This window comes from Desulfobulbaceae bacterium DB1, from assembly GCA_001914235.1.
Lineage (GTDB): Bacteria > Desulfobacterota > Desulfobulbia > Desulfobulbales > SURF-16 > DB1.
Genome location: MQUF01000008.1, coordinates 12,780 through 26,888, shown reverse-complemented (window position 1 = coordinate 26,888; position 14,109 = coordinate 12,780). Strand labels below are relative to the sequence as shown.

At 53.8% G+C, this 14,109-nt stretch carries 12 protein-coding genes and 1 pseudogene; 5 read left to right on the top strand and 8 right to left on the bottom strand.

The window, feature by feature from the left end; translation table 11 throughout:
• Positions 1–94 precede the first annotated feature (94 nt).
• From BM485_09250 to BM485_09235, 4 genes and pseudogenes are all read right to left on the bottom strand, one after another.
• The gene (locus BM485_09250; GenBank protein ID OKY75154.1) at positions 95–1,408 is read right to left on the bottom strand and encodes a hypothetical protein; all 1,314 of its coding nucleotides are present in this window, start codon (positions 1,406–1,408) and stop codon (positions 95–97) included.
• 264 nt (positions 1,409–1,672) lie between these two features.
• Positions 1,673–1,774 (bottom strand): annotated as a pseudogene (locus BM485_09245) (transcriptional regulator).
• Positions 1,775–1,776: 2 nt separating this feature from the next.
• Entirely contained in the window at positions 1,777–2,235 is a 459-nt protein-coding gene (locus BM485_09240) for a hypothetical protein (GenBank protein ID OKY75153.1), read from the bottom strand.
• Positions 2,236–2,263: 28 nt separating this feature from the next.
• A complete protein-coding gene (locus BM485_09235; GenBank protein ID OKY75152.1) occupies positions 2,264–3,823 on the bottom strand; it encodes a hypothetical protein in 1,560 nt (519 codons plus the stop codon).
• A 431-nt stretch (positions 3,824–4,254) separates the two neighbouring features.
• Between BM485_09235 and BM485_09230 the strand changes: the two genes are divergently transcribed.
• Both BM485_09230 and BM485_09225 read left to right on the top strand, forming a co-directional pair.
• Entirely contained in the window at positions 4,255–6,318 is a 2,064-nt protein-coding gene (locus tag BM485_09230; protein OKY75151.1) for a translation elongation factor G, read from the top strand.
• Between the two features lie 9 nt (positions 6,319–6,327).
• Complete coding sequence (locus tag BM485_09225; GenBank protein ID OKY75150.1) at positions 6,328–6,828, top strand: molybdenum cofactor biosynthesis protein; 501 nt, start codon at positions 6,328–6,330, stop codon at positions 6,826–6,828.
• A 28-nt stretch (positions 6,829–6,856) separates the two neighbouring features.
• On the opposite strand, the gene BM485_09220 is transcribed toward BM485_09225, so the two are convergent.
• Complete coding sequence (locus tag BM485_09220) at positions 6,857–7,255, bottom strand: hypothetical protein (protein ID OKY75149.1); 399 nt, start codon at positions 7,253–7,255, stop codon at positions 6,857–6,859.
• A 443-nt stretch (positions 7,256–7,698) separates the two neighbouring features.
• Here BM485_09220 and BM485_09215 point away from each other — a divergent pair, with 443 nt between their 5' ends.
• The gene (locus tag BM485_09215; GenBank protein ID OKY75148.1) at positions 7,699–8,817 is read left to right on the top strand and encodes a hypothetical protein; all 1,119 of its coding nucleotides are present in this window, start codon (positions 7,699–7,701) and stop codon (positions 8,815–8,817) included.
• Positions 8,818–8,820: 3 nt separating this feature from the next.
• Here the strand turns inward: BM485_09215 and BM485_09210 are convergent, their stop codons facing one another.
• The 3 genes from BM485_09210 to BM485_09200 form a co-directional block, all read right to left on the bottom strand.
• Positions 8,821–10,314 carry a peptidase M17 gene (locus BM485_09210; GenBank protein ID OKY75147.1) on the bottom strand — a complete coding sequence of 498 codons (1,494 nt, stop codon included), beginning with the start codon at positions 10,312–10,314 and terminating at the stop codon, positions 8,821–8,823.
• 121 nt (positions 10,315–10,435) lie between these two features.
• A complete protein-coding gene (locus BM485_09205) occupies positions 10,436–12,136 on the bottom strand; it encodes an ABC transporter (protein OKY75146.1) in 1,701 nt (566 codons plus the stop codon).
• A 7-nt stretch (positions 12,137–12,143) separates the two neighbouring features.
• Entirely contained in the window at positions 12,144–12,449 is a 306-nt protein-coding gene (locus tag BM485_09200) for a hypothetical protein (GenBank protein OKY75145.1), read from the bottom strand.
• Positions 12,450–12,796: 347 nt separating this feature from the next.
• On the opposite strand from BM485_09200, the gene BM485_09195 reads away from it, so the two are divergent.
• Both BM485_09195 and BM485_09190 read left to right on the top strand, forming a co-directional pair.
• Complete coding sequence (locus tag BM485_09195; protein ID OKY75144.1) at positions 12,797–13,234, top strand: hypothetical protein; 438 nt, start codon at positions 12,797–12,799, stop codon at positions 13,232–13,234.
• A gap of 31 nt (positions 13,235–13,265) precedes the next feature.
• The gene (locus BM485_09190; GenBank protein ID OKY75143.1) at positions 13,266–14,102 is read left to right on the top strand and encodes a nicotinate-nucleotide diphosphorylase (carboxylating); all 837 of its coding nucleotides are present in this window, start codon (positions 13,266–13,268) and stop codon (positions 14,100–14,102) included.
• The last annotated feature ends 7 nt before the right edge of the window (positions 14,103–14,109 follow it).

The window sequence follows — 14,109 nt, the reverse complement described above, 5'->3', positions numbered from 1 at the left end:
TCGGCAAGTGAAGTGCCGCCGACCAGCGGCGATGGCTTCTTTGTCGGCATGGTCAGGAATAGGTAATGGCTGGAACATGGAAGGCTCCCGCGAGTTAAATTTCTTGTTGTGTCAGGGTAGGTAATGCATCCAAATAGCGTTTTACCGTTGCCCCGCTGAATCCATTTCCCCGGATGACCTCCCGGTAAAAAAAGGCGCTGGGCTTCGGTGTGCGCCGGAAGGTGGCAAAATCCACCGCCACCAGGCCGAAACGGGGAATGAAGGAAGTCCATTCGTAATTATCCATGAGCGACCAATGGAAGTAGCCGCGCACATCCACGCCGCGCTCCATCGCCTCGTGCAGGGCGGAGAGATGCAGCGCCAGGTAGACGATGCGAAAGCGGTCATCAACGGCTGCGCAGCCGTTTTCGGTGATAAAGACCGGATAGTCGCGCAGGCGCTCCAGGTTGGCGATCAGCCCTTCGGGATACATCTCCTCCAGATAGAACGGCATCGGCACCATCTTCAACTGCTTGTGATGGAGCCGGGGACCGTTCAAACCGGCACGACGGGCATCGACCATGTTGCGGGTGTAGTAATTGACCGACCAGAAATCGAGGGCGCCCTTTACCTCGGCATCGTACTCGGCATCGACGCCCGGATAAACCAGTTCGCCGGTGCGCAGGGCGTGGAAGAAAAACTCATTGGTGGCAAAATCGGCGAAATCGGTCATGCGCCGGTCCAGGGTATCGTGGAAGCGGCGCGGGAACCAGTGGATGAAGGCGTGGGCGCTGCTCACCGGGGCGGTCGAGTGCTGCTTGATCAGGTGGTAGCCCATGGCATGCACCCGCAGCATGGTGAACTTGAGGGGAGCAATCGACGGCCCGGCCGTCAGCCCACCCCAGAGATTGAACTCATTGATCACGTTCCAGCCGCTGACAAGGGGGGCGATCTTGGGCACGAGAAAATTGAGATAGCGCTCGAAGAAGCGACGGTTGTCGGCCTTGCCGAAGCCCCCCAGCCGGTCGAACCAAAGGGGCTGGGTGAAATGATGAAGGGTGACGAAGACCCGGATACCCTTGCCCGCCAGGCGCTCCAGGAGATCAAGGTAATGAGCCGCGCCATTGTGATCCCACTGTCCTTCCAGGGGCTCGATCCGGCTCCACTCGATGGACATGCGATAGGCCTGGTGGCCCAGGTCCGCGATCAGTTCCACGTCCTCTTGATAAAGGCGGTAGTGATCGCAGGCCTTGCCGGAGGGGGCGCGGATCGTGCGCTCCGGATCCTCCTTGTAGAAATCCGGCAGCTGCTCATTGTGCCACGCCTGGGAATGAATATTGTCGCCTTCGATCTGATGCCCGGCGGTGCCGCTGCCCCACAAAAAACCTTCAGGGAAATGAATGGCCGGCAAGCTGAAGATGTCGTACATAATGAGACCCTCGGATTATCTCGACAAGCCGAAGCCGTGGTTAATGACCATGCGACGATAAGAAATCGTTTTTCCGGCCGGCATCCAGCCGCTCTTCATCGGCATATAATTACTCGCATCAATGGCTGATTGATTGGGAAAGAAGATTTGAGGAGAATAGTAATATAATTGAAAAAATAACTCCCTGAAAATTTGATGGTTTTCAACTGAAGATTCCTCTTTTCACTTGCAATGAACCCTTCCCGGCTGCAATCATCCTTTGACCGGAGTGGTGTCAAATGCTCTGTGCAACCACAAATCCATGTCAGGCGTGACAGCTCCATGCTCATTTATAATTTTTGATAAGGTTTTGCGCGAAACGCCCAACGCTAATCCGCTTTTTTGGCCAGGGTCTTGATGATATCGTTCTTGCCCACGATGCCCACCAGCTCTTTTCCCCTGAAAACAGGAATGGTATGCACCCCCTTTTCACTCATGATGGAAGCGATTTCATCAATCGGCGCATCTTCATTGATGGAAACCACCTTTTTACTGCAGATGTCCCCCGCCGTGGTGCCGGTCATCTTGCTGAGCTCCTTTTCCACCTTGGCCCCGCTTTCCAGCATGATGACCGAATCAAGGAAAGAGATCATGGTGGGGATATGAATTCTTTTGGTCTGATCAATCAGATCATTTTCCGTGACAATGCCGATCACGGATCCTTCCGCGTCGACAACCGGTGCTCCGCTGATTTTGCTGTTCCACAAAAGGGTCGCCAGCCCCTCCACCGGCATGTCGGGATTGACGGTGATCACCTTGGTTGTCATGATATCTTTTGCTGTCAGCATTGTTCCTCCACGTGAATTGTTTTAAATTTCAGCTTGCCGATCCCGGGGTTGACAATTGCTTCATCACTCCGGGTACTTTTCCGGCAACTTCGCTTGCCAGATATCCGCACCCCATCTCCTCCGCCAATTTGTCCGCGGCAAGGCCATGAACAAAGACCGAAAGGCAGCATGCCTGCCAGGGGGAAAGTCCCTGGGCCAGCAAACCGCCGATCATGCCGCAAAGCACATCGCCCATGCCCCCTGCCGCCATGCCGGGATTGCCGGAGGAATTAAGCGCCACCCTGCCGTCAGGGGCCGCGATGACCGTTCCCGCCCCCTTTAATACAACATGGCAGTTTGCTTTTTCGGCCAGTTCCAGGGCGGCACGGATACGGTTCTGCTGGACCTCCTTGCTCGTCACACCGGTCAATCTGGCCATTTCCCCGGGATGCGGGGTCAGAATGCGCGGTCCGCCGCATCCCCGGCTCAGCAGGGCGGGCGCAGCGGCCAGTCCATTCAATCCGTCGGCATCAACCACCAGGGGAATGGCGGCCTGCTGCCAGATTCGCTGCACCAGTTCCTTTGTTCCGTCGTCCATGCCGAGTCCCGGACCTATCACCATGGCCTGCTTGCCCTGCATGGCACGGGTAATTTCATCATAATCGGCAATGGCCGGGGCGCCGTCAACACCACCGGTGACGGGAACGGTCATGGCCTCGAACAGCGCTGACTCATAAATTGCATTCAGTTTCCGCCCGACACAAAGACTGACAAGTCCGGTGCCGATGCGCAGTCCGCCCAGGGCGGCGAGAAGGGCGGCGCCGGTTTTCCCCAGGGAGCCGGCCACCACCAGCAGATGACCAAAGGTGCCCTTGTGGCTGTTCAGCCCCCTGGCAGGCAGAAACGAGCCGACCATGTCCCTGTCGATCAGTTCGTATCGCAAACCCGCCTGTCCGACGATGCGGGCCGGGATGCCGATATCGACAATTTCAAGCGCACCGACCATCTCCTTGCCGGGGTAAACAAACTGGCCCGGCTTGGCCACCCCATAGGTTACAGTGAGATCGGCCCGGATCGCAACGCCCAGGATACGGCCGCTGTCGCTGTCGATTCCGCTCGGCATGTCAACGGAAACCACCGGGCACCCCGCCCGGTTGATCGCCTGCACCGCGGCGGCAAAATGACCGGTTACTTCCCGTTTCAGACCAATGCCGAAAAGGGCGTCGACAATGACGTCGCAGCAATCGAGTTGCAGATGGGTCGCATCCGCCTCGTCAAGCAGAAGATGCACGGAAACGCCGAGCCTTTTGACGATTTCCAGATTGACCGCCGCATCCCCTTTGATTTTCCCGCTCTCGACAAGGAGATAGACCGTCATTTCCGCTCCCGCTTCCAGGAGATGACGGGCAATGACAAAGCCGTCCCCGCCGTTGTTGCCGGGTCCGGCAAAAACCGCGACTTTTTTTCTTTCCATCCGGCCGAAATATCGCAGCAGCAGGGATACCGTTTCCCGGCCCGCGTTCTCCATCAGAACCAGACTCGGGATGCCTGTTTTCACAACAGCGGCACCATCGATTTCCTGCATCCGGCGGGCCCGGGCAAGCTTCATGAAATCACCATGAGAAAGTATTCATTTTTTTTTGAAATGTATGGTAAAAAGACAGAGTTTGCACATTGCGGGAACAGCAACATCATACCCGTTCTTTTCATCTGTCGGTGTCTTAATTTTAATGGATGCGCCGTTGTGCTCAAAGAAAAAATATGAACTTTGCGCCATTTTACATGTAGCCTCTTGACTTTATTAATAACATCAGAATATTATGCGCCATTGTCAGCGCTTGAACAGCCGCTCATAAAAGTCGAAAAACACGAAAATCGAACAGGTTACACTTGCAAAAACCAGAAAAGGAGCAGTTTCACGATTCCATGTAAATATCAGCTTTTGCCTACCTAAAACCTGATGACCTTGCCGGTCGTCGAAATTGTTTTTCCCTGTTTTTTGCCGCCGGCAACCGTCACTTTCTGACAACGGAGGATTTCATGCAGGATATTAAGATGATTCGCAATGTTGCACTGTTTGGCCATGGAAAAAGCGGCAAGACTTCCCTGGCCGAAGCTTTGCTTTTTACAGCGGGCAAGACAAATCGTCTGGGCAAGGTTGATGACGGTTCATCAATCATGGACTATGAACCGGAAGAAATCCAGCGGAAACTCTCCATCAGCAATTCCTTCAATAATCTCACCTGGAAAAAACACCAGATTTTTCTCACCGATACCCCCGGCGACGACAACTTTATCAATGAAGCGAAATTCGCCGCCCGTGTGGCGGATAATGCCGTTTTCACCATCGGTGCTGTTTTGGGGGTCAAGTACCAGACAGAAAAAATTGCCGCCTTTATCAAAAGCACATCGCTGCCCACCTTGATTTTTCTCAACAAGATGGACCGGGAACGGGCCGATTTCGAAAGGGTCATCGGCGAAATCAAAGCACGCCTGCCGCAGGATCCCGCCCTCATCTACCTGCCCATCGGCGCGGAAAGCGATTTCAAGGGCGCGGTTGACGTCATCAAGGGTTGCGCCTGGTTCTTTACTCCGGACGGCAAGGCAAAGGAAGGCGCTGTTCCCGACGACATGAAGGACGATGTTGAACTGGCCCTTGCGCAGTTGATGGAGCAGGTGGCTGAAACCGATGACGAGCTGGTGGAAAAGTTCCTGGAGGAAGGTGAACTTGATAAAAATGAACTGGTGGCCGGCCTGAAAAATGCCGTTCGAGCCGGACAGCTTGCGCCGGTCATCCCCGGTTCGGCCACGGCAAACCTGGGAACGGAACTGCTGCTGAACGCCATCGCCGAGTATCTTCCCTCACCGGATGAAAGACCGAGCCAGGTCGGCAGCCATCCCCAGACAGGGGACATCATTGAAATGCAGCCGTCCATCGATGCACCTTTTTCCGCCCTTGTCTTTAAGACCACCGCCGATCCCTATGCCGGTCAACTGACCATCTTCAGGATCTTTTCCGGCACGTTGACCGGGGATTCCTTTTACAATGCCAAAAAGGATGTCATTGAAAAATACAACCAGCTTTTGGTCCTTGAAGGCAAGGAAGTCAAACCCATTGACACCGCATGTCCCGGCATGGTGGTCGCCCTGGCAAAACTGAAAGAAACCTCAACCGGCGACACCCTCTGCACAAAAGACAACCCCCTTGTCTACGAAGGACTCGACTCGATCAAACCGGTCATGTCTTTTGCCGTCAGCCCGAGTAAAAAGGATGATGAGGATAAGCTCTTTTCCTCCATTTCCAAGATGCTTGAAGAAGACCCGACCCTGATGCTCACCCGCGACCCGCAAACCAGGGAAATCCTTCTTTGCGGTGTCGGCCAGGTCCATCTGCAGGTGCTGGGAGACAAAATAAAACGGAAATTCGGGGTGGAAATGCAGCTTCAGGCGCCCAAGGTTCCTTACAAGGAAACCATCAAGGGCAAAGCCAGGGTGCAGGGAAAACACAAAAAGCAGTCCGGCGGCCGCGGTCAGTTCGCCGATTCCTGGATCGAAATGGAACCGCTGCATCGAGGTGGCGGCTTTCAGTTCGAGGATAAGATCGTCGGCGGCGTCATTCCCCGTCAGTATATTCCCGCCGTGGAAAAAGGTATTATCGAGGCCATGGAAAAAGGGGTGATTGCCGGTTATCCCGTGGTGGACATCAAGGTCGCCCTGGTGGACGGTTCCTATCACGCCGTCGACTCCTCGGAAATGGCCTTCAAGATTTCCGGCTCCCTGGCCTTCAAGAAAGCAGCCCAGGAGTCAAATCCGATCCTGCTTGAACCGATCATGAACATGACGATTTACATGCCCAAGGAGTGCGTGGGTGATGTCATCGGCGACCTCAACGGCAGACGAGGCCGGGTCATGGGCATGGACTCCGGCAACAACGCGGAAATCGTCACCGCCCAGGTACCCATGGCCGAAATGCTGGGCTACGCACCCGACCTCACCTCCATTACCGGCGGCAGGGGCACCTACGAATATGAATTTTCCCATTATGAAGAGGTTCCGGCGCAGATTGCCGATAAAATCATCGCCGCAGCCAACAAGGAAGTTTAACGGAAGGATATGAAATCAACCGCTTACACGTGCGCGGTCTTGACCGTCAGCGATAAGGGATCACGAGGAGAGCGGGTCGACACCAGCGGCCCCCAGTTGCAGAAACAGCTTACCGGGGCGGGTTTTCTCGTTGTCGATTACACCATTGTCCCGGATCAGCCCGACATGATCCGGGAAACCATCCTGCAGTGGGTGGACGAGGACGGCATCGACCTTGTCGTTACCACGGGGGGCACCGGAGTCAGCCCCTCGGACCGGACCCCCGAGGTAACCAAGGATCTGCTCGACTGTGAACTGCCCGGCTTCAGCGAGGCCATGCGCATGGCAAGTTTCGCCAAGACACCTCATGCCCTCATCTCCCGGGGAGTATGCGGCATCAGGGAGGAAAGCCTGATCATCAACCTTCCCGGCAGTGAACGAGGTGCCCGGGAAAATCTCGAGGTCGTGCTTCCCGCCGTAAATCACGCCATATACAAAATAAAAGGCGGCACAAAGGATTGTGCCGCCTGAGTCCCGGGAGAACCCCTGTTTCCTGTTATTATTTCGTCGTGCCGGCGGCCGGCATGACATCAAGCGCCTTTTCCCGGGAAGATGCGATCATACTGTCCACGGAAGCCGATCCATCTTCACAAAGGCAGTTTTCCATGCTTTCCAAAGTCGCGAGCCGGTGGTCTATCTTGGCCACCACCGCATCATCGGCAATAACCGAATCCGGATAGGCAATCCCTTCCGCCATAACCCCTGCCATGCTGGCCCGGGTATCCGCCCTGGTAATGATGACCTTCTGAGCCGTGGCCGAATCAGCATACGCGATCCCTTCATCCATCATGGCCGCCATGTCGTTTCCAGCGGAAACGTTACCGGCACCCAGGGCAAGCACGCCGGTCATTAGCAGAAAACCGCCAAACAACTTGATCATTTTTTTTTCGTTTTTCATTTTTTTCTCCTTTTTGAATCATCATTAAAAAAAACAAGACTGCGGAGAACCTGACAAAAAGCCTGTTACAAATTGCCTTTAAAAGGTATTCACCCCCTCAAAAAAGGCGGAATACCCAATCAGACCGAACCCTCTATCAACAAGAAGCATTCTTTTTTAGGTAACATTTCCCAATCGCATTTTGCAAGAAAAATATACTATTTATGCAACCACATCTTTTACCCATTTTTTTTATTGCATTATGATATTTAAAATGAAACACTTCCCTGACAATTACCGCTGTATGGCGCAGGGCCCCTTTCATGTGGCGGTTATTTTCGCAATGCCGATTACCAGGTTACTTCATTACAATAATTTTTAATTTTTGATTTTTCATGCACGATTATAATAAAGATTTTCCAATTGTTTCTTCCCCTGAAAACCCACGAAATCCACTTGCGGCGGTGCTTCGCGATCATGCGGAAAAATGCATTGCGTGTAAAATATGCCTGAAAGAATGCGCATTTCTGCGCAAATACGGCACCCCGAAAGAAATAGCGATTCATGCTCTTTCCGCAACGGAGCCGCCGCTTGATTTTTCTTTTGAATGCAGCCTCTGCGGTCTTTGCCAGGCGGTCTGCCCTCCGAAAGTCGGACTTGCGCCGGCAACCATGTTTCTTGAAATGAGAAGGGAAGCGGTCAAGCGGGACCAAGGGAATTTTCGTCAACACAACATCATCACGAATTATGAACGGCGCGGCACCTCCAGGAGCTTCACCTATTACGGCCTGCCGGCGGGATGCGACACCGTGCTCTTTCCCGGCTGCGCCCTGCCCGGCACCCGGCCTGAAAAGGTAAAGGCCCTTTTTCATCATCTGCGCGGATCAATAGAAAGCCTGGGCATTGTTCTTGACTGCTGCACCAAGCCATCCCACGATTTGGGACGTGATCACTTTTTCCAGACAATGTTTACGGAAATGAGAGACTATCTGCTCGCCAACGGAGTAAAAAAAGTCCTTACCGCCTGCCCGAACTGCTACCGGGTGTTTCAACAGTATGGAGAAAAATTACGGGTGGAGACAGTCTATGAATTCATGGCGGAAAATGGTGCGCCTGCCACACCCTTGGTAGACGGCGTCATAACCGTTCATGATCCGTGCGGCACTCGTTTTGATCAACAGGTGCAGCAGTCGATACGCACACTGGCCGGCGGAAAATCTCTGCGGATTCATGAGATGAAACATACGGGCAGCAGAACAGTCTGCTGCGGAGAGGGGGGATCGGTCAGTTGCCTGCTGCCGGAACTTGCCGGAAAATGGAGCGCGAAACGAAAAAACGAAGCCGGCGGCACACGTATTCTCACCTACTGCGCCGGATGCGCCAATTTCCTGAATCGATTGACGCCGACAAGTCACATTCTCGATCTGCTCTTTGCCCCGGAGAAAACCATGACCGGCAAGGTCAGGGTGGCAAAAGCGCCGTTCACCTATCTCAACCGCCTTCTGCTCAAAAGGTGGTTCAGAAAAAAAATACCGGCGCTCATTTCACGGGAACGGACATCAAAAAAAGAGACCGGGCCGTAACACCTATCGCCAGTTTCGCACCAGCTCAATCAACGTCCGCGCGCCGATGCCGGAAGGCCCTTTCGGCACATAAGGTTTTTCCGTGTAATCCCAAGCCGTTCCGGCAATATCGAGATGAACCCAGGGCGTGCTGGCGACAAACTGCTGCAGAAAAACAGCCGCGGTGATGGTGCCGCCCGGCCGGCCGCCGATATTTTTGATATCAGCCACCTTGGATTTCAACTGCTCCTTGTACTCGTCCCCCAACGGCAGACGCCAGAGAGGCTCACCGGCGCGTTCACCGGCATCTATCACCCTGGCGGATAAATCATCATCATTGGAAAGCAGTCCGGTACGGTGGTGTCCGAGTCCGATGATAACCGCCCCGGTCAATGTCGCCAGGTCGATAATGGCATCCGGTTTGAACTTCTCTTTGCCATAGGCCAGGGCATCGGCCAGAATCAGCCGGCCTTCCGCATCGGTATTGACCACCTCCACGGTCTTGCCGCCATACTGGCTGATAATATCCCCTGGTTTCAACGCCTTGGAAGAGGGCAGATTTTCCGTGGCCGGCACCAGGGCAACCACATCCAGCCGGCCCGGTTTCTCCTCGCCGATTGCCCGCATGGCAGCCATGACCGCCGCACCGCCGCACATGTCGTATTTCATGTCCTGCATGCCCTCACCCGGCTTGAGCGAAATGCCGCCGGAATCAAAGGTGAGGCCTTTGCCGACGAGCAGCAGGGTCGGCACCTTCCTGCCGGTTCGATACTCAAGCATGACAAGTTTGGGGGGCTGGTCCGAACCCTGGTTGACACCAAGAATACCGCCCATTTTCAGGGTTTTCATTTCCTCCTTTTCCATGACCGTGCAGACCAGGCCATGCTCTTCGGCAATTTGACGGCCGTAATCGGCAAAGGCCTGGGGGGTCCAGACATTCCCCGGTTCGTTGGCCATGTCGCGGGTTGCCGATCCGGCCAGGCCGGCCACCGTTCCTTGCCTGATTGCCTTGCGAACCGCGCCAAGAGAAGCGGAATCCACATAAAGTCCGACTTTCTTTATCTCAGAGGATTTTTCTTCCTCGTCTTCTTTTTTATATTTTTTGAACTGATAGCTTCCAAGAATCAATCCCTCGCTGAAACATTCCGCCATCTCCTCCACGGCAAAGGGTAACTCCGCCGGAACCACCAGGAGCAGCTTTTCCGCCTTCAAGGTCACGGCTTTCTGCGCCACCACTCCTCCGGCCCGCCGAAAAAGCTCCCGGGTCAATTCGTCTTTCCCCAGGCCGACGATGAGCAGACGTTTCGCTCGAATTCCTTCAAACACCCGTTGCGGATAAATGAGCAAACATTCCTCTTTTTTACCCAGACAATCGCCGGCTTCAAATGCCTGATTAATTCTCTCCTGCACCAGGGCATCGCTGCAGACAGGCGGACGTTTTTTTTCCGGCTGCCGGACAAAATAAACGAGAAGATCGTCAGCGAACTGGCTTGGCTTTTTATTGGTTGCTCCTATCATGTTTCCTTGTACCTTTGTGTGGATTGAAAAACGTATGAATAAACGGCGTAAAAATACCGGACGGCGAAGAAAAAATCAGCTTCTTTTCCACTGCGCCGCAGTTGTGCCATTCTGCGGAATTTTACATCTTGCCATGCCGCAGCATGGAAATAAGCAACCAGAACCCCATGACCCCGGCCAGCAGAAATCCGGCCAGACCGATGACCGGAATCTCGTTCCACTTGGGAGGCAGATCGGCCAGCACGATAAGTGACGAACCGATAATCTGGGCGGCCAGCACAATGGCGAAAGCGATACGGTTGGTTGCCTGTTCGATGTGGGCATACAACTTCTCAAGACCACGATGCTCGAATTCGATCTTAATTTTGCCCTGACGGGTCAGGGATAAAACATCACGAAGCCCGGAAGGAATCTCCCGCAACAGGTGAACCAATTCGGTGCCGGACTCCAGCACTTCGTTCATTATTCTCCCCGGACGGAATCGCTCCTTCTGGATTTTTGCAATGAACGGTTCGGTGTGGGCGATAATTTCAAAATCAGGATCAAGGGCGCTGCCGAGGCTTTCAATGGTACCGGTCGCCTTGACCAGCAGATAAAAATTGGGTTTTAAATTAAGTTTGTGGCGATACACCAGATCCAGAAGCTGCTGCATGATGGGCCCCACCTCCAGATCCTTCAGGGGAAGCCCGACATAACGTTCGACCAGCTCGCCGATATCATTTTCCAAGGTGGACCGATCAAGATCATCACGTTGATAGGTAATCTTGAGAATGGCGTCCACCACTTTTTTTTCATTGCGCCGTGCCACCTGCATGACCAGATCGGCGAAATCTTCCCTTTCTTTCACCGAGATCCTGCCCATCATGCCGAAATCAAGAAAACAGATAATATTCCCCGGCAGGATGAAGATATTGCCGGGATGAGGATCGGCATGAAAAAATCCATGAACAAAAATCTGCTGCATGATAAAGACGGCACCTCGGGCGGCAATCAGCTTCAGGTCATAATCACCCTGCCTCAGCATTGCAAGCTGCGAGGACTTGATCCCCTGCACATACTCCAGGGTGATGACTTTTTTCGTGCTGAGCCCACGGTAGACCTTGGGAATGTAAACCGTCTGGTCCTCAAGAAACTGGCGGGCAAATCGTTCGATATTGTTTGCCTCCAGCTGATAATTGATCTCCTTTTCAATGGTCCTGGCAAAAACCACCACGATGCGGGTGGGCCGCTGCACCTCAAATTCCTCCAGGTGCCGCTCCATCAGCGAAGCCAGGTGCAGCATGATTTCCAGATCGGTTTCGATGAGTTCCTTGATGCCGGGCCGCTGAACCTTGACGACAACCTCGTCATTGTTGAAAAGCCGCGCCCGGTGCACCTGCCCTATTGATGCGGCGGCAAGAGGCTGCCGCTCAAAAGACTGGAAAAAAGATTCGAGCGGGCCGCCCAGTTCCGCCTCGACAACCTGACACACTTCCTCAAAGGGAAATGAGGGGACATTGTCCTGCAGCTTGGCGAGTTCATTGATGAAGTCATAGGGAATGAGGTCCGGTCGAGTCGAGAGAATCTGGCCCAGTTTGATAAATGCCGGACCAAGTTCCTCGAGGACGCGACGAACCCGTTCAGGCCTGGTCAGCTTCTCAACACTTTTTTTAGGTTCCCGTTTAAACAGCGTCTGCAAGCTGACTTCAAGATACTGCTCTATCTTCAGGCCGGCTGCGAACTCATCGAATCCGTATTTAAAAAAAACGCCGAGAATCTGGCGGTACCGGCCGAGATTACGGTAGGTATGGCCGATGGCCCCGATCTTGCGAATATTCAACATGAACGTGTTATGATTTGTTCCCGGTCAGGCTGTCTATTTTTTCACCCAGGCGTTTTTCCAATGCTTCAAGATCCTCACGGCTGGCCAGATTCATCTTTTTCAAGGCATCTTCGGTCATCTTTTCCAGCTGTTTTTTTACCTGATCCTTCCGCTCCTGTGATTTGCCGACCATCTCATCAACAAATTTTTTCACCTCGCTTTCCGACACCTTCCCTCTTTCGGAAAGTTCACGAGCAAGGTCTTCAACCTTTTCCCTGGTCAGCTCCGCTGCGCCAAGCCCGGTGTAAAACGCCTTCTTTATCAATTCGATCATGACAGACTCCTCCTGATGTCATTTGATGCCGAAATCCAGGCATCCGTTACTCCAAATGAACTCAATTATCCTGCTGTCGCCGCGGTAAACGGCGACTCCTCCCTGCGTGAAACGGGCGCATCGAGTATCGATCTTTTCCCTGCCCCTGCAATTTCCCATTTCATGCACGGTCCCACATTACGCGTTTCCACTTTATCATTTTTCCAGCAATGGTTTCCAGACAAAAAACGGATATGATTGAGCTATTTTCTTTCGTCTTGACAAAAAAACACACCCCGTTTAATGAGATAGTGTCCCTGCGACTTCATCGAGCCACTTCCCACATGTCTTCATTAAAGAGGTTTATTATGTTGAAAAATTTCATTTTCCTTCTTTTCGCATCCTCGCTTATCTGTTCCTGTGCCACCAAGGCGCAGACCGGCGCCGGTACGGGTGCGGCGGCGGGCGCCATTGCCGGCCAGGCAATCGGCAAAAGCACCGAAGCCACCCTGATCGGCGCGGTGGTCGGCCTTCTGCTCGGCTATACCGTGGGCAATGAAATGGACAAGGCCGACCAGGAGAAAATCAATTCCGCATACGAAAGCATGCCTGACGGGCGCACCTCCCAGTGGGTCAACCCGAACAACGGCAACAGTTATGCCGTGACCCCCCAGTATACCTATCAAAACAGCGCCAACCAGAACTGTCGCGAGGCGGAAATCCTGGTAACCATTGACGGCAGGCCGGAAAAAATGAAACAAACCGCCTGCCGCGACGAATACGGAAACTGGGTGGCGGCGCAATAAAGCGCAAACCAGCAAACGAGCCCGGCAGCCAATGAACCGAATTGAACTGATCGACTCCATAAAACGTTTTCTGGACGAAGACGGACCGGGTGGAGATCTGACCAGTGAAGCGATTTTCAATGCCCATCAGATGGGCAAGGCCCGTTTCATTGCAAAGGAATCATTCATCGGCGCCGGTCTGCAGATGGTGGCGGGCGAAGTTTTTCACCTCTGCAACCCTGCGGTACGGTGCTCCGGGGTGGAAGACGGAACGGAAATCAAACCAAACGATGTGATCTTTACCGCCGACGGACCGGTCCTTGATCTGCTGCTGGCGGAACGAGTGGCTCTGAATCTGGTGCAGCGCATGTCGGGCATCGCCACCCTGACCCGTCGCTTTGTCGACCGGGTGACTCCCCTGCCGGTTAAAATCGTGGACACCAGAAAAACGACTCCGGGCCTGCGGATGCTGGAAAAGTACGCCGTCCGGGTCGGCGGCGGCTTCAACCACCGCTTCACCCTCTCCGACGGCATTCTCATCAAAGACAACCATATCGCCGCCTGCGGCTCCATCGAAAAAGCGGTGGGGCGGGTACGAAAACAGGCGCCGCACACCCTGAAAATCGAGGTGGAAGCGGAAACCATGGAACAGGTGGAAGAATGCCTGGCAGCAGGCGTTGATATCATTATGCTGGACAACATGTCGCCCGAGCTGATGCGGCTGGCGGTTCGCCTGGTGAACGGCAAGGCATTGCTTGAAGCCTCCGGCGGTATCAATCTGGAAAATGTCAGGACAGCCGCGGAAACCGGGGTCAACCTCATCTCAATCGGCGCCCTCACCCATTCCGCCCCGGCCTGCGATATCAGCATGGAGCTTGAAACCGCCTAATTCAGAG

Excerpts from the sequence above, each read along its gene's own strand:
- BM485_09250 (OKY75154.1), bottom strand. The coding sequence starts at position 1,408 with ATGTACGACATCTTCAGCTTGCCGGCCATTCATTTCCCTGAAGGTTTT.
- BM485_09240 (OKY75153.1), bottom strand. The coding sequence starts at position 2,235 with ATGCTGACAGCAAAAGATATCATGACAACCAAGGTGATCACCGTCAAT.
- BM485_09235 (OKY75152.1), bottom strand. The coding sequence starts at position 3,823 with ATGAAGCTTGCCCGGGCCCGCCGGATGCAGGAAATCGATGGTGCCGCT.
- BM485_09230 (OKY75151.1), top strand. The coding sequence starts at position 4,255 with ATGCAGGATATTAAGATGATTCGCAATGTTGCACTGTTTGGCCATGGA.
- BM485_09225 (OKY75150.1), top strand. The coding sequence starts at position 6,328 with ATGAAATCAACCGCTTACACGTGCGCGGTCTTGACCGTCAGCGATAAG.
- BM485_09220 (OKY75149.1), bottom strand. The coding sequence starts at position 7,255 with ATGAAAAACGAAAAAAAAATGATCAAGTTGTTTGGCGGTTTTCTGCTA.
- BM485_09210 (OKY75147.1), bottom strand. The coding sequence starts at position 10,314 with ATGATAGGAGCAACCAATAAAAAGCCAAGCCAGTTCGCTGACGATCTT.
- BM485_09205 (OKY75146.1), bottom strand. The coding sequence starts at position 12,136 with ATGTTGAATATTCGCAAGATCGGGGCCATCGGCCATACCTACCGTAAT.
- BM485_09200 (OKY75145.1), bottom strand. The coding sequence starts at position 12,449 with ATGATCGAATTGATAAAGAAGGCGTTTTACACCGGGCTTGGCGCAGCG.
- BM485_09195 (OKY75144.1), top strand. The coding sequence starts at position 12,797 with ATGTTGAAAAATTTCATTTTCCTTCTTTTCGCATCCTCGCTTATCTGT.
- BM485_09190 (OKY75143.1), top strand. The coding sequence starts at position 13,266 with ATGAACCGAATTGAACTGATCGACTCCATAAAACGTTTTCTGGACGAA.